The organism is Cryobacterium algoricola (genome assembly GCF_004402485.1).
Classification (GTDB): Bacteria; Actinomycetota; Actinomycetes; order Actinomycetales; family Microbacteriaceae; genus Cryobacterium; species Cryobacterium algoricola.
This window is the reverse complement of the sequence record NZ_SOFG01000024.1, coordinates 17,348-37,551: the sequence shown is the minus strand read 5'-3', so window position 1 is coordinate 37,551 and position 20,204 is coordinate 17,348. Positions and strand designations below refer to the sequence as shown.

Here is a 20,204-nt window from a genome sequence, read left to right as displayed (position 1 = left end):
CAGCAATCACGAGGCTACGGCCGTTCATGGTGAGCGCAGACGACTCGGGAAGCGAAGAGATGCTCGCCCCCGGGAACCCCGTATGCCGCTCTCGACACGGACGTACTCCGCTCCCACGCGGGTGTGAGTTCTAACGCTGCCCGTCGCGGCCGAACTAGAGGTCCACGAGACCTTCGACACGACCGCCCGGATGACCTCAGGAGCCTAGACGTTCAGTAGGGCTTTACGGTTTTCGCCGGGTGCCTCGATTAGCACGCTCGCGTAGCGCGGGGGCTCTCGTCAGATCCTTTAACCAAGAAGCCCCGGAATCCCTTGAGATTCCGGGACATTTGGTCGGGCTGACTGGATTTGAACCGGCGACCCCCTGAAGGTTCTGGCCATATTTTGGTCGTTACCGAATGTCTCCGAAAACCCTCGGATTCCCTTGTGTTTACAGGGAACCGGGCGGTTCGCTGCTTCCAATTGTAGGTCATCGTTTTGGGTCAAATAGGGATGAATTAGATGAGTAAATGATGACTTTGAGAAGCGCATCGAGCGGCTCCACGAGCCTCCCCCGCACGCCGCAGCTCGTGATTGTGCATGTCCAGTGACGAGGATCGGTCGTAGGCTCTTGGCGGTTCCGTCTGCGGGCATCGCTCTCTCGACCGTCTTGGCCTGTACGGCTACTGCTCCTGGCCGCCCGGGCGAATACACGACCAACTCAATTCCGACAGTGCCGCCATTCGGGCCGAGGCAATCCAGAGCGTCAAGAGCTTGTATTGAACCAGTAGCTCTCCAGACGCCTGCGGTTTCATTGTGCCGCCGCACCCGATTTGGGCGACTGGGCGCAGCGGCTTCAACGAGCGCGACGCTAGCTGGCTATTCTCATCGCCATTCGTGTCGCGGCAGGTTCAATGTCGTAATTCGTGGTGCTAAAAGCTTCGGGGCTAATTGAGACGCGCGCCCTGAACCAAGCGTCAGGATAGGTTTCATCGCCGGTTGACCACCGCAGCAATGGTTCGACGGCTCTTGTGCGGACAAAGCGCGCGTCGCCCCAAACGGAACCAAGTGCAGTCGCAAATCGGACTGAATGCCTTACCCGGAGTGCGAACTCAGCTACCGCGACTTCATCAGGGAGGTCGAGGTGCGCTTGAAAGAGCGCGAGGCTCGATTCGGCAGACGACTCAACCTCACCAAATCGGCCGCTGTTCATGGACGGATTCGCGACGCACGCCTGGAGATCTATCAGATCCCGAGCAAGTGATACAGTCAGCTCACGCCGCAGAGCCGTGAAGCGTTCGCGTTCCCGACGACTCGCCTCCGCCACTAGGACTCGCCAAGCCGTCACAGCCGAGGCCGCCCCGCCGACCAACGCGCCGCATAACGCAGCCCAGAATTCCATGACCCGACTCTAGCGCTCGGTGTCGCCGAGGCATCGAAGGCTCGGCCGCCTCGAGCCGCTCCTGACGCCACTACGCCCGAAAGCCTCATTGTCCGACAAGAAGCGCCAGCCCTGGTCGCGCATCACATCGAATAAGTTCAGACACTCAGCGCCGTGCTCGTCAGCGATGTTGGGAATCTTTCGGTCCTTCTCAACCTGCGACACCTCTACCGCAGCGCCGGCGCGGAAAAATCGCTGACTGGCTACATGGTCATGGCCGGCATCGTCTGCCTCGTCGCCATCAACTTGAAGATCGCAGCCTCCTCTACCAAAGAGTCCGAAGAGCAAGCCCGAAAGGCGGAGAGCGGTTCGGTGACAACGGTCGTCAGCTCGCCGCTTACAGCGCCTTATAAGAGTTGAACGGCGAATCACAGCATCACGATCACCTCCGCCCCAGAGCAATACACGACCTTGGTTTCGGGCAATTGCTCGCTCCGGGTCGGTTGTGAGGCGGGACCGCCCGATTGCCCTTTGGGTTCGCGGTCGCCTACGACTGGCATGTGCCGGCCTCAGCCGACACGCCGGCAGTTGGGACCGAGATCCGCGGTGTATGAATGGTCACCAGTTGTCTGGACGCCACCCCTCCTCGAATCGTTGCCAGTCCTCCGGCTCGATATCGGGGCGGCGCAGTCCAGTCTGGACTTGTTCGACAGTCATCTCACCGACCTGCACCTTGTCGAGAGTCTCGACTGCGGCCTCCTCGCCCCAGATCTGGTTGATCTCATCGAACAGGCGGGCGGGCAGAATCGGGTGACCCGTTGTCTTGCGCGTGGCCATATAGACCTCCTTGTCGTCGACCTTCAGACTATGCCACGGGCGCGCTCAACTCCCGAGCTTCTGAACCGCCTTGAGGGGTCCTACGAGCCCTCCTAACCTCACCCCCGCAAGCGGCCGCCGGTGATCGAGCATGGCCGGTATTGGCGTTCGGTCGTGCCCTCGGTCCACGGTCTGGTTCACATCACGACGGCGCTATACACTGGGCGCGATTTAGGACGTCGATGACAAAGGGCCCAGGCAATCCTCTGAGGAACGTCCGACGAACGCAGCGCGGGCATCAGCGGCACCTCCTCTGGCGGTATGCCCTCGAACCGTTCGGTACCTCGCTCCCAGATGGCGACGTCACCTGCGAATCCCCTCGGCAGAGCGTGGCCAAGAAGCAGTTCCTCCGAAGTGCTTCCGGCGAGCACGGACGTCAGCGCGTCGTCTGGACGCGGCCCCACCCACTCGATTCGTCTCTCCGTCGGCATGAGAACCCCACCTGCCTCGCCCGCCTTCCCGCCAAGCAAGCCCACGAGCGTCTCAGCGGGAGGCGCGATAGTCACGTGAACGAACTCGAAGCCGAGGATGACTGCCGCGGACGTATGGCCGCCTTGGTGCGTCGCAAAGTGATGGAGGAAGGCGCGGTCCTGGCAGGTGAGCAGGTCGAGAACCATTCTTTCGAGGTAGCGCAGATACTGTGGGCGTCATGGCCGACCTCTCGTTCACCGCACTGCGCATTCTCTCGCCCCGTTCGCTGACCCGCCCTGCTGACGTATGCGGCTCGATACACTGACTGCGTGCGAGATACCCGCCTTGACCCGCTGCCGTCCGAGCTTCGCCGCCGCCGTGAGCAAGCTGTCGCGGAATTGGAGACTGGCATCACCTGGCTCGACGGATGTCCGACCCCGGTTGGTGCCGAGGTCATCGCCGCACTGGAGACCTTCACGAACATGCCGAGACGGGTGCTCGACATGGCCGACAAGCGCCTAGGTGAACGCGACTCGAAGGTGTGGGTAAGCGCGAACCGCCTGCGTGGTGAAGGTGACGACTACGAACGACTCGATGCTCTGGCCGCGGTCGTGAACGCGTTCCTCTGGCTCTCCGACCACGACGAGGAGTGGGAAGACTCGGGGTACGGCAACCGCCCCGACGTGGAGCCGGAGTACAACCTCGACGCTTTTATCGAGGTTGTCAACGACAGGTTGCTGCACGCCCGCGCCGACTGGCTTTTCGAGGACGGGCGATTCCAGGAGCGCGGGAACTACGTAATGCACTCCGAGGTGTTGCGGCCCGCGACCATCCTCTTAGGCGACGACCCCGTGTTCAACACAGCGTCCAACGCATACCAGAGTGCGCTTACGCGACTTTCGAAGGGCGAGACGGATGTCGCGCTGACGCAGGCGGCCACCTCGCTTCAGGAGTTCTTCCGGGCGCTCGGCGTCGAAGGAAACTCGGTTTCCGACCAGCTCGACAACGCGCAACGCCAGAAGGTCATTAGTCCCGCCGATCGCTCTCTCATGAAGCCCCTAATTGGTTGGGTAAACGCAGACAGGTCCGACCGTGGAAACGCCCACCGTCATCGCGAGGGCGATGTGACGAAGGCGGACGCTTGGCTCATGATGCACGTCGTCGGTGCGCTCATGGTGCGGCTATCGAACCGGGAGCCACGCGACATCGTGGCCGCGCGCGAAAGGCGCGAGGCCGACACCGCGGCTGCACGCGAAGAGGGCGTGCGCCTCGAACGCGAGGCGCAGACAGCCGCAGTGCCGTCCCAAGAGCAGGACCCGTGGGAGCGACTCGGCCAGCATGGAGACGACACGCCGTTCTGAGCCATTTGTGGTTGCTGACAGACGGGTTCTTGCGAGCACTCTCTAACCGCACAGTGTCGACTAGCACCCGCGTGTCTCGCCCCTGACGTACTCGAGTAGCCGACGCTCATCGGGATTCATGCCAAGCCGACAGCGCGGAGCGTTTTACGCCCGCTGCGCAGCGTAGCAAGCCTGGTGACGCTGACCTCCACTGCAAGCCCCCGTTACTTTGTCGAGACGACAATGCTCAGTCGCATGTGACGCTTCATGACCCCACTGCTGATCACTTCTTGTTTACGCGAGTGGGCGGAGCAACGCGACCCAGATCCGGTTCCCACCGCGGAACGTGCTCCCCGTCTCAGATGAAAAAGGTGGCAGGTCGGGCGGATCTCTACCGATACGCTCAGGTGCATGGACGACTGGATGCCGATTATCACCGCCAGCATTGCAATAGTCGGAACTCTCCTCGGTGCTTCGCTTAGCGGGCTGCTCTTGGCAAGGACGGAGCGGCAACGACGTGACGCAGAAGCTATTCGAGAGGCAGCACGGGCCCAACGTGAAGACGAAGCCACGGAAGAGTCCAAAGAAACGGAAGCACGTGAGGCGGATGCTGTAATCGGCACAGAGATCGCAGCGTTGTTCTTCGAGAGCCGGCGTCATGTGCTGCAGTTCGGTGAGGGCGGCGAATCCGAATTCAATGCCTATTTCGACCGCAAGTGGGACACCGAGCTTCAGGAGCAGATTCGAATGAAGGTGGGGCGGGTGCGGGACAATGAGGCCCGAAGCCGCCTCATTGCCATCGTTGATTCACTCCTGGACTACCAGCCCTTGGCGCCGTTCAGCGGGTCGATTAGCACCCGGCGATTCGTTGACGATGCGTTTCTGCTTGGAGCAGAGCTTGCCTTAGCAATCTCGCGGGGGCAACAACCCGAAAGCGGACACGCTCAGCAGTTTGATTCGTTGAAGCAGACGCTGAGTACATGGGATGCATTTCTAGAGCGTCAAGCGCAAGAGCGCGCGCAGCGCGAACGGGAACGCCTGGCGCGCGAGGAAGCGGAGGAACGTCGTCAGTATCGCTTGGAGGAAGCCGACTTCGACATGAGGGTCGACTTGGAGGCGGAGTCGCGAGAGTAGTTCGAGGAAGGCTGAACCCCAATGTGACGATCTGTATGGTTTCGATCACGATGTAAGGCCGGACGTACGAGTCCGGGCGGGCGCATAGCGCGGAATCATGATGACTCCTCACAATCGACGACGAAAATGAGCTCCTCGTGGCAGAGCCGCACCCACTTCGCTAGATAGGTCTCGCTCTGCGTTTAGGACTCAATCGTCACGGCGAGGCATCTTCCTTGAATCCGAACTCGAAACTAGAGTCACGGTAAATGAGCTCAGAACCAGCCAGCGTGTCGTACTCCACAGCGATTCGCACGGGCTCGCCTGCAGACTTGACATGGGCACCTGTTCGCTCGGTGTGCACCAAGTACGCGATGCCACACTTACACTCGGTCTTGAACCAATGGAACTTGCCCCGCATCCCCTCCTCAGCCAACGCCGATGGGAAGTAGATGGTGTGTCCCTGTCCACACGGGGTCGGCATCTCAACCATCAACCCGACGAGCTCGCTTTGTGGCGAGTCCATCAGGAACGACATCGGCCGGAGACTCATTTCTCTCTCCGCAAGGACGAACTCCCGGCCCTGGGCGAGACCTAAGAAATCATCGTCGGAGACGTCGATACTGACGGGCCATTCGACATCGTCGCTCGCAGGCCAAATCTCACTTAGCGTGCGTTGAGTCGCGACATCCACGGCGAAGGGTAGATCGGTGAAACGGACGCCATGAAGCAGAATTGCGCCAACAGCTATCGTCATTGCGTAGCCGTGCGGGAAGTCCGGCTCAGGTAGGCCCTGGTTGACGGCCACCGGAGTAACCCATACCGTTCCAAGTCTCAGCCGACCTGTGTAACGAGCTATCCAAAACCTGGAATTGGGTAGCGGTTCCATGCTTGCGCGCTGTTGATACAACGACGCGTATTCGGACGGCGGTACACCGTGGCCGGCCTCCCTGTCCGCGGCAGACGACAGGTACATCGCCATCAAAGCTGTCTTATGAATCCACATAGCAAGCGGCGCCTGGTCCGCGACTTCTATGAGACCCGGCTGTCCGAGGGCTAGAGGAGTGAGAACGCGTTGAGCAACTGTTTCTAGCCTGCTCATCCAACCGTTGTTGCAGGTGCCGCAGACGTTCTTCACCTTGGTCTGGAACGGACGCGACTCCCCCATCCGTTTCCCGATCTGATTGAGGGAGCCCGCGACGCTCTGAACAGGAACGTCTTCGAGCCCGATTTTGCTCAACCAATCACCAAATACATGCTCGCGGGTGAGGGTGCCGGTACTGCCGCAGAACACGCAGGCGCGTCCACCGGTCATTTCGAGGTCTCCGAGAGGTTGTCGGGTTGTCCGGGTGGCACGAGAAGGATCGGATCCAGCGGCCAGTCAACCGAGAAGACTCGGTTGAAACTTATCGCGTAGGTAATCGAGTCGTCAGCATGGAGCATCTGCACAAAGGCAATTTCGCCTGGTACTGGATTTGCCGCGGTTCGCCTGACGCGGATCGACTCCAGAAACGGACTCAGAGCGAATACTCCGTCCCCTGGGTGATCGCGTGCAGCAACCAACTCGGCGCGGAGGGCGTCCGCATTATCGGTACGCGGGACCATCTTCAGGAAAAGGCAGGCCGCGAGATAGGCAGTTTTTATCGCAGCCAAACGAAATGCCACATCATCAAAGAGGGGGTAGGTAATCTCAAATTTTCCTTTCAGCAGCATCTGCTGAAACGAAGGATCGACGTATCCAGTGGAGAAAAGCACGGGCTTGCCATCCACTGTCTCCCGAACGAGATACTCGCCCCCGTGTCGGCGACCGAGTACATCACCGCTCGAGATCCGAATATGGCCCGTCGAGCCGTTATACCAAGTCTGAAGATGCGGTTCGTACAGGCTGCCGAACTTGCTGTTGCAGGGTTCGCAGGTTCGGGTCATGACATTGCCACCTATGGACTGCGGCGGAACGTGCTCTCTGGTTCCGGGAGTGGTCTCAAGACAGATTGGGCACTCGCCGAATTCGAGGTAGCCGATTTCCATAGGGAGATGATGGCCAGTGGCCTCAACCCCGTTCAATGTGGGCATTCGAGTTTCAAGGATTGAGCCATCGTCCATCGTGAACGTGGCCTGATAGACCTCAGGGATACCTCGGGCAGCGCCCCGACGAACAACGGAGCTGATGAAACCCGACTTTCCGATTTGCTTCGACTCGGCGCGATCGTGTCGAGCAGGCGAGTCGGCCTCACCCGCGGCGCGTACCTCGCCGGGATTGGAGGTGCTCAAAAGCTGCGACGCGGACGGCGCTTGACGCGCCTGGGGACGAGCCCGAGCAGGAGAATGCCAGGCAAGAGCAGGAACATCCAAGGGTTGTCCACCATCATCTGCCAACCCGCGTGAGCGACGAGAGCGAAGCCGTCGATAAAGGACTGAAGAAAGAGCTGACCAACATTGATGTCCATGGCAAAAGGTTAGACCCGACCTGCGACACTGCCCCATCCTTCCGACGCCGGCATCGGGACGGTGATCTCTGACCGATGGTCCTTCCGATACGAGGCGGCAGCCCTCGGGTCCTTCGTCGTTCGCCTTGGTGGCGGTTGGTCCCCCACCAGACAGCTCATGACTTGGAACGGATACTCGTCGACGCTCGTTGAAAAGTAGGCCGTTTGCGCGAAACTGGCCTATTTTTCAAAGAGCGCTGACAATACTCAAACAGCTTCAGCGGGAAACACGACTAGCGATCCGTCATTGCTTCGTTCGATCTCAATGGCAACGTCGGCGTGAGTACCGCCGACACTCAGATCATTGGCAAAATTGCGTAGGCGGTACACCGCGCGGAGAAGAGCGTCCACTTCTCCCGGCGTGGACACAGGATGGAACAAACCAGTGTGGCGCCTGAGCTCGAGCGTCGACAGGTGGAGAAGTATTGAGCTGAGCGCGGACTCCAGTTCGTTGACGCGACGCTCATCTTCCTGAAGGGCGCTTACGAAGTTGGCGAACGGGTTACTCCCACCGTCCATCTGGGCCTGTTCGACTGCTTGAAGCACGAGCACTCGTCGCTTGAGAGCGATCGTGAGCCTTGCGAGCTCGAGATGCGCACGAAAGATTCCCCCCTCCTCGTGGATGCCGGGGAATTCCTTTGTGAGGGCCGTAAGCTCAACCGGACCTTCCGGGAGACTTGCCAAAGACGCCTGCCACTTCGATAGACGACGGCGAGTCAATTCCAACGACTTACTAATCGCGTGAACGGCAGAATCGAGGCCGAGCGCGGGGCCGATGCGCCCCTGGTCGAGCAGGACCGCGGTGGCTTTGTCGATCGCGTCACGGCAACCGTCGAGCTCGCTTCGTTCTTTCTCAAGGTCGTTGTCGTGCAGCTGCTGGAGTAGATCTGTTATTCGCTCAATGGCTTGCTGGCGCTCATGCTCGGCGTAGGCGCTCACACCGACGGCGACGGCCATCAGTACGAGCGGCGCTGCCACAGTGATAACTCCGGCAGTCGCAACTGCTCCACCCGCGGCTCCCGCCGCTCCAACTGCTCCGCCGGCGCCTGCTGCTGCCGCACCAGCGCCGGCAGTTGCGGCCTTCCCAGCGACCGGTACGAAAGCGGCATTCCCGACAATTGAGGCGGCATCACGTAAACCGCCGTAGATACCTCCCGGCACACCTTTGGCAATCATCGGCTTGACGAGCCCCTGACCGAACTGTGCGGCGACCTTGGCCGGAACTACCATCCGGTAGAGAACATCACCGGCGGCAGCGGCGTCTAGAGCCGGCGAAACCGACTTTGCTGTTGCCCCAGACTTCACTGTCTGGGAGACGAGCTGAGAAAGTTGATTAGCAAGCGGGCTCGCCGCGTGGAGCCGGATACCACCACTCCGAGCGCGCCTGTCCGCCTTCGTGTGGACTTCCAGCGTCGCGATCGGGCTCACCGCAAGGGACGCGAGGACTGTCCGCAGCTCAGCGAGACGGGCGGGCGTGAGGTTCCCCTCGCCGAAGAGGTTCGGAAGGCTGACTTCTTCAGTGGCGAGTGTCCACACAGGCACGATCGCATTGCTGTTGTTGGCGGTCATGATTGGTTCTCCCCCAGTCGGCAGTGCCTGCCGTAAGCCGTGGCAATGAAATTCAATGACAAACGTGGCATAGCGAGATTGACCCGATCGCGTCGACTGCGGACGGGCCTACTAAGTGTCTCGCAACTTGGCCTTTCTTTTGACCTGTCCGAAGTGCGTCGTCGCAGTAGTGCCTGGTTTGACTCCTGGGCTAGCGGTAGTCCTATCAAGGAATCCGAATTCAACCCCATTTACGACGTAAGACGCGGCTCCTGACAGCCTGATGGAGCGTACTCCAAATTGGCGGGCGCACACTCTGCCGTCGACGCGCTTTGGCGCATCGCACTATGTTCAGCGCGGGTCTGCAGCACCGGCTCATGTACCTCTCCCCCCATTCAGTGGCAACAACAGATACGACTACTGCCTCATCGGAATGCTTTCAACGGGGACCAGAGGGAAAGCCCTGAGGCTTCCAGCTGCCCCGTCCGCGCGATCGGACGAACCCCGGGCCCGCGCCCGCTCGTTCGCAATGGTGGTTCGAGAGTCCAAGGCGAACGGACACCGACGGGTTAACGCGCACGGCTAGGCTCAGTATCTGCCTGACGATATGTTCTGGCGGGAGGAGGCCCGATGCCTGAGTTTATTTCCGCCACCGCAGAGATACATGGCGAGTACCGCTACAGGCTGACTCGTGTTTGGGATGCGGCGCTGCCGATGATCACGTTCGTGCTGCTCAACCCGAGCACCGCCGACGCGGTGCAACTCGATCCAACCCTGCGGCGGTGCATCGGTTTCGCGAAGCGCGATGGGTACGGCGGTATGGTGATCCTCAATCTGTACGCGTTCCGGACCAAGGACCCGAAAGTGATGATGGCCGCGGCCGACCCGGTTGGGCCGGACAATGATCGCGTGCTTGCCGACGTCACGGGCACCGTTGTCGCTGGGTGGGGCACGAACGCCGACCCAGCCCGCGTGACCCGCGCACTGGCGCTGCTGCCGCGACTTCACGCGTTGGGCGTTTCAAAGAACGGGCACCCCAGGTATCCGCTTTACGTGCGCGCCGATGCGCCACTGATCGAGTGGACGCCGTAGCTCCGTGGGGAGTTGTCGGCGGCTGGATATCAAAATCGGATACGAACTGGCGAAGGCCGCGTCGTGCGGCCCAGGAACCGTGTCGCAAAGGCGTCTCGTCCGTTCGAGATCCGCTTCGCGGCCTCCAGCGCGGTACGAGCTCGAGCGGTATCGCGTCGCTCGGTCTCCGTCTGTGGGGCGGGGCCGAGCACTCTCATACCGACTATTGCGTAGCGGTCCCGGAATGCCGCCACCGTGCGCGCCTGCTGTCTCCAACTGCTCGTCATCTGTCGTCCTGGGACGGCTCCGAGTTCCCGAGTCCACTTGGCTCCCCCGAGCAGAGCCCTGTCGAGGACGGCGCTCGCTCGCGCTTCGATCAGATCACGGCGCTCATTGAGAGCCTGGCGCATCGCCGTGGTCATTGGTCCAGTTGCCTCCGGGATGAGCCCGACGATCAGTCGCGGCATCCGGCGCGGGCGGACCGCTTGGGCGTCACGCGCGACCGCCGTCGCTATTCGGGAGCACAGAACGGCCGAAACATCCTGGGCATCGTCCAACCCGCGTGCTGCCACCGTTCGAGTAAGCAGGCTCTCGATGTCGAGATGGTGGGCTTCGGCTCGCCGGAGTTCCGACGCCAGCGCCCCGAATGCAGGCGACTTGATGGCCTCCTCGGCCTGGCCGGGTGGGAGCTCGCTGCCGCGTACCAATGCCGCCCATCTGTCGCGTTGTGCGGCCGCCGCGATGGTCTCGTACTCCGCCGCAAGTTGCGCCACCGAACCCAAGGCATCCTGCTGCGCCACGATCGTCTCGTGCGCGGAGAGTTCGGCACCGATGTGCTGAAGAACCCCACAGAGGACGCCGCGTGTCGTCGCGGCCTGGTCGCCACCCGGCTGCGGCCCGACGTGGGCGACATCGGGTCGGTCGACGGCGACGTAGGCGGTGTTCGCCTCGCGACCTCGCGTCATCGCGACGTAGAGGTTCTCGCGCGTCATGCCCGTGGTCACGACGACGTGCGCGGTATCGGTCGTCAGGCCCTGCGCGCGGTGCGACGTGACGGCATAGCCGAGTTCGAGGTGGTCCTTGACGTAGTCCGCGGGAAGCAGCACCGCGCTCCCCCACCGGTGGCCTTGCGGGCGAACGTCGACCGAGCCGTTCTGGTTCACTCCGACCACGGTCCACCGATCGCCGTTGCGCACCCAGGACCGGGCGCTGCGCAGCTGCCGGTCGTTCCGGCGGGTGATCACCGCGTCGCCGACGGCCGCACGGTTTCCGTCATGGAGAGCGACTTCGCGAACCGAGTTGACGCGACCCTCGAGGATGAGTCCCGTGCGGGCGCGCGCATTCAGGGATGCGACTGTCTCGTTCGAGTCGCTGATCAGGACCGTCACTTTGCCGGCTCGAGCGTCCGCGCACCAGGCCGAGTAGGCGGCATCCGCCATCGACTCGGTGATACCGCCGCTCACCCTGTCGTGCATGATGTAGTGGTCGATCGCGTCGGGGTCGCCCTGGCGCAGTCCGAGGGAGGCCGTCTTCTCCCACTCATGTGTGAAGCGGTGCACGTCGACGAGCTCGGGGGGCATCCACCCGGCGGTGGACCAACAAGGAGAACGCGCCGCCGGCGTCCACCGACTGGAGCTGCGCGTAGTCGCCGACAAGCAGAACCTTGGCGCCGGCGTTCGCGGCGAGCGCGGTGATCCGATCCAAGGACAGCGTGCCCGCCAGGGAGGCTTCGTCGACGATCACGAGCTGGCCGGCGTCAAACGTCGCTCCGTGGTCGAGGTGGTTGTGCCACCACTTCGCCAGGTTCTCGGTCGTGATGCCGAGGTCCTCCGCCAGCACTTGGGCGGCGGCGGCCGACGGAGCGAGCCCCACCACCGACCCCGTACCATGCTCCGCCTCCCACGCACGCCGCAGCGCGTTCATCGCCGTCGTCTTGCCCGCACCGGCCGGCCCCACCAGCACATCAACTACCCGCCCGGAATCGACGATCGCAGTGAGGGCCGCGAGCTGGTCGTCGGCAAGCATTGCGCCACCCGGCAGCCGCGTGCGCGAGGTTGCGCTGAGCATCGCCGCCGCAACTCGCGGCCCGGTCGAGTCCGCCGCGCGTTCCAGCAGCCTAGATTCCGCGTCAAGCAGTTGTGTCGAGGTGAAGAGCGTGGTGTGTTTCGGGCGAAAGACCGACGTGCCGTCGGTTCGCTGGAACGCGACGGGGCTCGGCGCGAGCTCGGGTGGCGTGATCCGCAACGAGGCCCGCTCGGCGGCAGCCACGACGAGGCTGATGACTTCTTCACGATCAGACGCAGATGCGAAGCGGTGCTGCATCATCTGACGTGCGGCCTCGGCGGCGAGATTCCAATGCCGCCAGGTCGTGCGTTTCTCACTCACCGACGTCATCACGCCCAACCCGAGCGCATCGATCGCCTTGCGCGGCACATCCTCGGCACGCAACATCGGCGCCCGAGAGTTACTGGCCGACGCGGTCGCCCACTCCGTTGCGTCGTCTCCGAGCACTCGCTCCGCTCGTTCGCGCCAGGCCGCGGCGAGTTCGGCAAGCGAGTGCACTTTCTTCGCGGGCCGGGTGGTGAGCGTTGCCTGGGCCCGAAGCTTCATAATCGCTACTGGGCCTGGTCTGCGGCCTTGCCTGGTCAGGTACGCGTCGATCAGCGCGTCCGCCGCGATGTCGATGTGCCGCGACCGGGTTGAGAACTCCGCGACGAGCGTCTCCGGAACGGAACTGATCGACAAGGCGGGGTGGCGATCCCTCCCCCGCTCCCGCATCTCCCACCGCACGCCCAGTGATCGCGTCAGAGCGTCGGCGAACAAGGACTCGTGCAGCTCGGAGAGTGCGACGACGGCCGCGTGCATCGGGCGGCCGTCGAGCGAGCGCCACTTGCCGTCGAGTACGGTCTGCACCTTGTTGCTGATCACGACGTGCGTGTGCAGGTGCGGGTCGCCGGCCCGGCTGTCAAAGTGGTCGAACGCCGTCGCGATCAGGCCCGTCACTTCGACCTGCGCAACGGCCCCGTCGTGAGCCGTGGCCCCGGTCCGCGTCGCCGCGACCTCGCGCTCCATGTACGCGATCACCTCAGAAACCGCGGCATGATGCGCCTGCACGATCCGCGACTGTGTCGCCGCATCTGCCACGCCCCAGAGAATGCTCGCCGACTTCGGAATCGAGAAGGTGAAGTCGTACCCGGCGACGGCGCGCCGTCGAGTAACCGGCTCCGGGCCACGGCCGGTCGGCGCCGATTCTACTGAGCTTCGATACACGGGATAGGCGCGGCCGAGAGGTTTGCCATCGACAGGGTCGCGCCCCAACCCGATCAATCGCTGCAGCTGGGTTTCCGTAATTTCGGCACCCTCGACGATGTGACCGGAGCCGAGGCCGGGGAGACCGCTTCCCATCCACCGGCCCGGGGGCGTGCCCTTCGCGCTGTAGTACCGGGTCAATGGCGTGGACAGCGACCGCTGCCCGTCGCCGGCAGCGACGGTGCGCAGCAGGTACTTGTAGCCATCGCCGGCGCTCATCACCCTCATTGACACCGTCACCCGGCACTCCTCCCCTCTCGCTTAGGAGGTGCGCCGCCTCGATCTGCAAGAGGCGTGGCAGGTCAAGACGGGGACTCGGGGCAGTCGCGCGGAAGCGCAATTTCTCGGCAAACCTGGATTCGTCTTGGTGCGTGTTAACAGAACACGAGGCATTGCTCCAGTAGAGTTCGAGGCGATACGAGAGTGAACAGTGTCGATCACATCAAGCGCAGTGTGCTTGCTGGCCTGGCACTTCGTGCTCCGCGAACAGAGGGCTGGACGAGTACATGCTGCTTGACAACATCACAATCCGAGGATTTCGCTCCATCGAGTCGGACCTAACAATTGCCGTCGGTTCGCCGACCATTCTGGCCGGGCACAACGATGCCGGCAAGAGCGCAGTTTTGGACGCGATCGCGTTTCTGTTGGATGCAATCAAGCTAAGCGATCGAGACCGGACCTACGGAGAGCCGGGTCCGGACGGCGCTCCCTCTCGAGTGTCCGAAACCGTCGTTGAGGGACAGTTCTTGTTGCGACCTGAGGAAATAACACTGCTAGGACTACCTCGCCTCGTGAGGGTGCGCCGCGCGTATAGGGAAAGCGGGACAAATCTTGAGGTCCTGACCGCCGTTCCCATCGATGAGCGATTGCAAGATGTGGCGGGTCAAGATGTTAAGACCTTGAAGTTCCGACTCAGCGGACTCGGTCTATCAGAGGCCGGACTCAAGCCAGACTTGGTGGCGCGACTTGAGGATCTAATTCCGGACGCGGACAAGATAGATAAGTGGATCCCGGCGACAACCGACTTGAAGCGGTCGCTACCCCGTGTGCAGCGTTTCGATGCTACATCGACCCAGAACCCCGAGGACGCCATTCTGACAACTCTTCGCACGTCCTACACCACACACACGGAGGACGACACAATCAAGGGCGACATCACGGGTCTCACAAGGGTCCTTCAGCAGCGCGTAACAAGTGACGCCGAAGACCTTCGCGCTCACATCAAACGCCAATGTTCGGACATCGGTGAGATTGAAATCCACCCCGTCGTACGACTCGACAGCGGGCTGAAATCTATTGAAGTGAGTGCGGTCAACGCGCGAGGCGAACAGGTCCACCTAGGACAATCGGGCACTGGGCGTTCTCGACGCATCGCACTAGCGGTGTGGGAGTTCAATGCTGGCCTTCTGAGCGGATCGAACGAGGACACTGTCCTTCTCTACGACGAGCCGGATACCCACCTGGACTACAGCAACCAGCGAGGATTCATGAACCTGCTCGATGAGCAGGCAGTACTTCCCAATGTCCGCATCGTCGTGGCCACTCACTCGATGAACCTTATAGACGGGGTCGACATCTCCAAGGTGGTCCACCTGCGACACGTTACAAGCCGGACCACCGCGGACGAGATTGCCGACGACAGCGAAGTCGGCGCGCATTTAGGAGCGATTGCTGCTTCTCTTGGGCTTAGGAATACCGTGCTACTACATGAACGACTGTTCGTCGGTGTGGAAGGAGCTACGGAGAGTAGGGCATTTCCGGTGCTGTTCAAACTGGCCACCGGTCGTCAACTGCAGGCGTGCGGAATCGCCATTTGGCCTTGCGACAATAATGATGGAGCTCTTCGTTTCGCTCAATATTTGAAAGCCCACAACAGAGATGTCCTGCTTGTAGTTGACGAGGATTCCCGCGATCTGAGGATGTTCTCCGAGCCACGACTCTCAGTGCATGAGCTGACTCTTGGAACCGACGTCCTTACAGTCGGGGTCCGAGAGTTCGAAGACACGTTCACGGATGTTCAATGGGCCGCGTGCGCCAACCGAGAGTGGCCACGAACGGATGGTCGAGAATGGGTACCAGCTGACTTCACCCTTTACCGCTCGGGCAAATTCAGCAGGGACGTCGAGCGGATGATTCGCGACAACAGCACGATCGAGGTCAGCGGCAAGCCCGAGATCATGTCGGCGTTGGCGCTGGGGCTTCGGTCCCGCGAGGAGGTTCCGGAGAAGCTGCGCGAAGTCTTCGAGCTATTGATTGCTCGTGCAGCTTACTGACGCGACCGACGGGCGAGCATGCGGGCGCGTCGTTGGGCCAGGGTCGGCTCGGCCCAGCTGTGGTAGCCGACAGACTTAGCCCACTCGATCGAGTGGCGCCGATCATCGCGACCACACCACCTGCACGCATTCGGCGAAGGCGCGGTCGCGTTGCGCACATACGTGGGATTCAGTGCGGTCATCGGCGGACCTCCCTTCGGTCATTTTCAAGTACATCATGGACCGCTGACAGGCTCATGGTGGCGGACGAGTGCCGAAGTTTCTCGGCACAATGACGGCGCCACCTGGGTCCCATAGCGCCCACGCTTGTGTCGATGGGCCTCACGACGAGGCTGTTGCAGCACCCCAATATTAGGGGTTCCTCCTCTGGAAGCCCGATTGAGGCCCGGGGGTGCGGTATGTTCGATCCAGACCACCATGACGGAGAGATCCGCTGCATGGGCCCATAGCTCAATTGGTAGAGCGCCGGATTGATACTCTGGAGGTTGCGGGTTCAATCCCCGCTGGGTATTGGGAAACCACGTCGACGATGACGTGGTTTTTTCCCGTTAGCAGCCGACTTTGGGGGCGCAAATCGAGAGCGAGACCAAGACGCCTAGAATTTCCACACCGAATGTTGGCTATCTTTTGGGCGGAGGCTGAGGCAGGCTGGCGACGATGGCGAAGACCGGCTTGTAGCCGAACGCAGCTCTCTCGGGGCTTGCCCGGCCGGTCACGGCTTCCGATAGCCTCCACGAGGCGTCGTTTGGTGGCGCCGTCCCTGCACGGATTCGGGGTGCCGCTCTTGCCGATCTCCTTAGAATTCCAAGGGACGCAATTACTCTTCTCAACATCTTGCCCACCCGGCCACGTACGAGTGCTGCAGTGAAATACCCGATGAGATGGTGCCGCCACCGTCGCGGCACCGTGTTCAGTCTTTGTCTTTCGCGAAGGCCCGGTCGAGGAGCGCTGCGGTCGCCGGGTTTACTAGTTCGCTGCGTTGAATGTAGTGCATCACCGTGACCCTCGTGTCGGTGTGGCCGAGGAGTTCTGCGGCGAGTTCGATGCTGGCGTTGTCGTGAACCGCGGTCGCGACCGTGCGGCGGAACATGTGTGGGGTCACTCCGTTGATGCCGGCTCCCTCGAGCACCTGTCGGAGTTGCCTGCGCACGTTCGCGGTCGTCAGCGGGGTGCCGTCCCGGGACTGGAACAGCAGGTCATCCAAGCCCATGCTCCCGAACTTGGCGAGTCGCCGGCGGACGGCGTCGGCAGTGAAGGTGGGGATGGCGACAACCCGAGTGGACTTGGCGGTCTTGGGGTGGTCCTGCCGGAAGGTCTGCTCCCCCTTGCGGCTGACGATGGTAACGGCCAGGCGAATGGACGGCACGGGGCTGGTGATGTCGATGTCCCGGCGGCGGATGGCGAGGACCTCACCAATCCGGGCCGAGGTGCCGAGCATCACCTCAATGATCGCGCCGAGCTGTCCGTCGGGTTTGGGGCCGGACGTGTGGTCGGCGGCGCTTTCCCACTGGGCGATCGCGGCACGGATCACGTTGACCTCCGGCGCCATGAGCGCGGCGGGGATGTGCGGCTCGCGGTGGAGGCGGGCGACGTGGTCCATCGGGTTACGAGGCAGAACCTCGTGCCGCACCGCCAGCTCCAGGGCGAGCCGCAGAACCACCCGGGCCTGCTTTGCGCGATTGTAGGAGATCTTCGCGAGCTGTTTGATGAACTTGTCGCACCGGGCGACGCCGATCTCCCGCAGGGCGAGGTTGTCGAACGCCGGGGAGACCAGGGTGCGCATGTTGCGCTCGTAGAGGTTCCGGGTGGTCCTTGAGATCCGGCCCTCGAGGTCGATGTCCTCCAACCAGTAGCTCACCAGGTCACTGAACAGGCTGTCCGGGCTGAGAGTCGTGTCCGCCGGTTGGAACAGATCCCGGTTGGCGAGCTTGCTCTTCAGTGCCCGTTCTGCAGCCTTGGCGGTGGCACCGCTGGCCTGCACCAGACGCGCGTGGCCGTCCCAGTCGCGGTAGCGGGTCCGCGACAGGTACCGGCCAGTCGGCGACTTGCGGGTGCTGATGTCGCCGAAGGTGCCGATGCTCAACCGTTGCCGGGGCACGTCAGCTCACCGCCGATCGGTGCGCCTGGGCGGGGTGGAGGGGTCGCGCTGCTGGGCGATCCAGGCCCGCACATCGGAGACGGCGAACTTCAGGTGCTTGCCGAACCGGTAGGCCGTCGGACCTTTGCCGTGCACGCGCCAGTCGTAGACCGTGGAGATCGGTATGCCCAGGTAGGACGCCAACTCGGCAACGTCCATCAGGGGTTCCATACCCCAGGCGTCGGTGGGAGGGGAAGTTGGGTACTCGTCGTGGATGCTCATACCCAGAAGGTGCACGCCACATTCCCGCACAATCGGGATGGACCGAGGAGGACGTCGGCACCTCGCACGGGAGGGCCGCCTCAGCGGCTCCGGAGAGGGGTAAATGGTGAGTTTGTGATGGGGTAGTCAATTCTCTTAACCAAAAAGTCCCGGAAACCCTTGAGTTTCCGGGACATTTGGTCGGGCTGACAGGATTTGAACCTGCGACCCCCTGACCCCCAGTCAGGTGCGCTACCAAGCTGCGCTACAGCCCGTCACCCTCCGCTAACACGCTTCGAGAAGCGCATTCTGCAGGAGACAACTTAGAAAGCTTACCGCCTCCGGCGACCTCTTGTGTGCACAACGGATGCCCGGCTCCGCCCGTCCGTCAACGCGGCGTCCGTCGGGGCGCACGACCGCTCTCGCCAGCGGACCGCCCGGCCCCGAACTCGCGGCATAGCTGCCGCCAGATCCGGGGCAGCAGCACGGCGTCGCCGAGGAGAGGGCGGCGGTGCTGCACGACCACCGAACCGAAGCCGGGCAGCGCGGGGCTGAAGCTGAGGCGCTCCGGAAAGTTGGCGAGGGTCCAACCGCGCACGCCCAGGTCGACCGCGGAGATCGAGCCGGGAACCGGAGGCGAGGCCGGCCCGGACCCGGCGCGGGCCGGCGCGGCCAGGCCGCGGGGCACATCCGCTTCGGTCGGCACGGCCGCCACTCCCCCGGGTTCGCCGACCCGGAAGTCGCCGAGGGCGCTCGTGCGGATGAGCGCGGTGGACCCGACCCAGAAGGAGGCCCCATACCGGGACGCGCTGCGGTGCAGCAGGCCACGGAGCCCCGAGGAGGCTCCCCCGGTGCGCGGTCCGCCCTGCGGGAACGACGGGGTCTGGAGCACGGCGACGCCGCCGTGCTCCGGTTCGTCCAGAAAGTAAATCGAGCGCAGGCAGTAGTCGCTGAGGAGCTGGGCCTCCGGCCCGAGGGTGAGCAGGTAGTCCGTCTCGGCGGCGTCGCCGGGCCCGGCGGCACCGATCAGGTCCACGTAGCCGGCGAGGCTGCCATCGAAGATCTCCAGGTCGGCGGAGAAGGTCCAAGCGAGGCGGCGCTGGAGGCGCAGCATCCGCTCGGGGCGCTGCGGGATCCGGTCGGCGATGGCACGGTCGAGGTCCGCGGCGATACGCGCGAAGCCCGCGGCGGGGCCGCCGAGGGTGTGCGTGCTGAAGACGGCGCTCGACCGGTCGCTGACGGCCTCGGCCAGGCGCTGCCGGGCCAGCCAGGCGACGGCCCAGCGGTAGTCGGCGGCGAGGGCGTCGATGAGGTCTTCGGAGACCGCGAGGCCGTCGGTCACGTCGTGGTCGGCGGCGAGTTCGAGCTCGAGCACGAACAGGGCGTCCTCGAACCGGGCGCGCGGTTCGGCGAGGGCGTCGGTGAGCTGACGCACGATCGTGAGGGCCTCGGCCTGGGCACTCGGCTCCGAGCGCTCGTCGAGCAGCAGCACGACCCGCAGGGTCGGGTATTCCTGCAGGGCGGCGGACCAGAGCGACGCCCGCAGGGCATTCGACCCGGACCGGGCGCCGGCGCTGTCGCCCGCGGCGGCGACGACGGTCAGGGCTTCCTGGCGAGCGGCGAAGTGGCGCTCCAGTTCCCGGTGGGGAACCCTCACGTGCTCGTTCAGGCGGATCAGGGCGCCCTGGCGGGCGGCGAGGTAGCAGAGGAGCGCGATCGCACACAGGGTCGAGCCGCCGAGGGACAGCGCACGGTCGAGGACCGACCAGGCGGCGCCGTCGATGCCCGTCTGGCGGAGGATCACGACGGCGAGCCAGGCCGTCCAGCCGAGCGCGACGGCGACGATGGCGGCCCGGCCGCGGGCGAGCTCCGGGGCGCGTCGGAGCGACGACCGGGCGGCGGACGACACCGTTCGACCGGCGGCACGTTTTCGGGTCGGCGAAGCAGACAACTTCGTGTGCATGGTGAATCCTCGGGTAAGGCTTGAACGCAGAATCCCCGATTCGGGCGGTGATCCGGCATCTGTGGCACTACTGGTGCATTAGCCCGAATGTAGAACAGCTGGCCGGGTGGCGACAG

General features: G+C 63.2%; 17 protein-coding genes and 1 tRNA gene. 6 read left to right on the top strand and 12 right to left on the bottom strand.

What is annotated here, in order from left to right; translation table 11 throughout:
• The first annotated feature begins 1,069 nt into the window (after positions 1–1,069).
• Positions 1,070–1,243, top strand: a complete 174-nt coding sequence (locus E3O44_RS19340) for a hypothetical protein (protein ID WP_166792703.1) — start codon at positions 1,070–1,072, stop codon at positions 1,241–1,243.
• Between the two features lie 291 nt (positions 1,244–1,534).
• On the top strand, positions 1,535–1,780 hold the full coding sequence (locus tag E3O44_RS17170; RefSeq protein ID WP_134536088.1) for a hypothetical protein: 246 nt from the start codon (positions 1,535–1,537) through the stop codon (positions 1,778–1,780).
• Positions 1,781–1,978: 198 nt separating this feature from the next.
• On the opposite strand, the gene E3O44_RS17165 is transcribed toward E3O44_RS17170, so the two are convergent.
• Together E3O44_RS17165 and E3O44_RS17160 are read right to left on the bottom strand one after the other, a co-directional pair.
• The gene (locus E3O44_RS17165) at positions 1,979–2,197 is read right to left on the bottom strand and encodes a hypothetical protein (RefSeq protein ID WP_134536086.1); all 219 of its coding nucleotides are present in this window, start codon (positions 2,195–2,197) and stop codon (positions 1,979–1,981) included.
• A gap of 176 nt (positions 2,198–2,373) precedes the next feature.
• A complete protein-coding gene (locus E3O44_RS17160; RefSeq protein ID WP_134536084.1) occupies positions 2,374–2,853 on the bottom strand; it encodes a hypothetical protein in 480 nt (159 codons plus the stop codon).
• Between the two features lie 123 nt (positions 2,854–2,976).
• Here E3O44_RS17160 and E3O44_RS17155 point away from each other — a divergent pair, with 123 nt between their 5' ends.
• Together E3O44_RS17155 and E3O44_RS17150 are read left to right on the top strand one after the other, a co-directional pair.
• Complete coding sequence (locus E3O44_RS17155) at positions 2,977–4,008, top strand: hypothetical protein (RefSeq protein WP_134536082.1); 1,032 nt, start codon at positions 2,977–2,979, stop codon at positions 4,006–4,008.
• A gap of 390 nt (positions 4,009–4,398) precedes the next feature.
• Positions 4,399–5,121, top strand: coding sequence for a hypothetical protein (locus tag E3O44_RS17150; protein ID WP_134536080.1), 723 nt, complete (start codon positions 4,399–4,401; stop codon positions 5,119–5,121).
• 196 nt (positions 5,122–5,317) lie between these two features.
• On the opposite strand, the gene E3O44_RS17145 is transcribed toward E3O44_RS17150, so the two are convergent.
• From E3O44_RS17145 to E3O44_RS17135, 4 genes are all read right to left on the bottom strand, one after another.
• Positions 5,318–6,415: a hypothetical protein gene (locus E3O44_RS17145; RefSeq protein WP_134536079.1), complete on the bottom strand. Its 1,098-nt coding sequence runs from the start codon at positions 6,413–6,415 to the stop codon at positions 5,318–5,320.
• Positions 6,412–7,128 carry an HNH endonuclease gene (locus E3O44_RS19335; protein WP_166792702.1) on the bottom strand — a complete coding sequence of 239 codons (717 nt, stop codon included), beginning with the start codon at positions 7,126–7,128 and terminating at the stop codon, positions 6,412–6,414. Before E3O44_RS19335 ends, E3O44_RS17145 begins: the two co-directional genes overlap by 4 nt.
• Before the next feature lie 239 nt (positions 7,129–7,367).
• Entirely contained in the window at positions 7,368–7,547 is a 180-nt protein-coding gene (locus E3O44_RS19330) for a hypothetical protein (protein WP_166792701.1), read from the bottom strand.
• A 246-nt stretch (positions 7,548–7,793) separates the two neighbouring features.
• Complete coding sequence (locus E3O44_RS17135) at positions 7,794–9,155, bottom strand: hypothetical protein (RefSeq protein ID WP_134536075.1); 1,362 nt, start codon at positions 9,153–9,155, stop codon at positions 7,794–7,796.
• A gap of 609 nt (positions 9,156–9,764) precedes the next feature.
• Here E3O44_RS17135 and E3O44_RS17130 point away from each other — a divergent pair.
• Positions 9,765–10,226 (top strand): DUF1643 domain-containing protein, encoded by a 462-nt coding sequence (locus tag E3O44_RS17130; protein WP_134536074.1) that lies wholly within the window; start codon positions 9,765–9,767, stop codon positions 10,224–10,226.
• A gap of 29 nt (positions 10,227–10,255) precedes the next feature.
• Here the strand turns inward: E3O44_RS17130 and E3O44_RS20035 are convergent, their stop codons facing one another.
• Both E3O44_RS20035 and mobF read right to left on the bottom strand, forming a co-directional pair.
• Entirely contained in the window at positions 10,256–11,785 is a 1,530-nt protein-coding gene (locus E3O44_RS20035) for a hypothetical protein (RefSeq protein WP_478213359.1), read from the bottom strand.
• Complete coding sequence (mobF, locus tag E3O44_RS20030; RefSeq protein WP_478213358.1) at positions 11,745–13,733, bottom strand: MobF family relaxase; 1,989 nt, start codon at positions 13,731–13,733, stop codon at positions 11,745–11,747. Before mobF ends, E3O44_RS20035 begins: the two co-directional genes overlap by 41 nt.
• Positions 13,734–14,020: 287 nt before the next feature.
• Here mobF and E3O44_RS17120 point away from each other — a divergent pair, with 287 nt between their 5' ends.
• Entirely contained in the window at positions 14,021–15,787 is a 1,767-nt protein-coding gene (locus E3O44_RS17120; RefSeq protein ID WP_134536072.1) for an ATP-dependent nuclease, read from the top strand.
• 910 nt (positions 15,788–16,697) lie between these two features.
• Here E3O44_RS17120 and E3O44_RS17100 read toward each other — a convergent pair.
• The 4 genes from E3O44_RS17100 to E3O44_RS17085 all read right to left on the bottom strand — a co-directional run bounded on the left by E3O44_RS17100 (position 16,698) and on the right by E3O44_RS17085 (position 20,088).
• Entirely contained in the window at positions 16,698–17,885 is a 1,188-nt protein-coding gene (locus E3O44_RS17100) for a tyrosine-type recombinase/integrase (RefSeq protein WP_241976403.1), read from the bottom strand.
• 6 nt (positions 17,886–17,891) lie between these two features.
• On the bottom strand, positions 17,892–18,161 hold the full coding sequence (locus tag E3O44_RS17095) for a helix-turn-helix domain-containing protein (protein ID WP_241976402.1): 270 nt from the start codon (positions 18,159–18,161) through the stop codon (positions 17,892–17,894).
• A 162-nt stretch (positions 18,162–18,323) separates the two neighbouring features.
• Positions 18,324–18,400 (bottom strand) — tRNA-Pro (locus E3O44_RS17090).
• 113 nt (positions 18,401–18,513) lie between these two features.
• Positions 18,514–20,088 (bottom strand): hypothetical protein, encoded by a 1,575-nt coding sequence (locus E3O44_RS17085; RefSeq protein WP_134536068.1) that lies wholly within the window; start codon positions 20,086–20,088, stop codon positions 18,514–18,516.
• Positions 20,089–20,204: the final 116 nt, after the last annotated feature.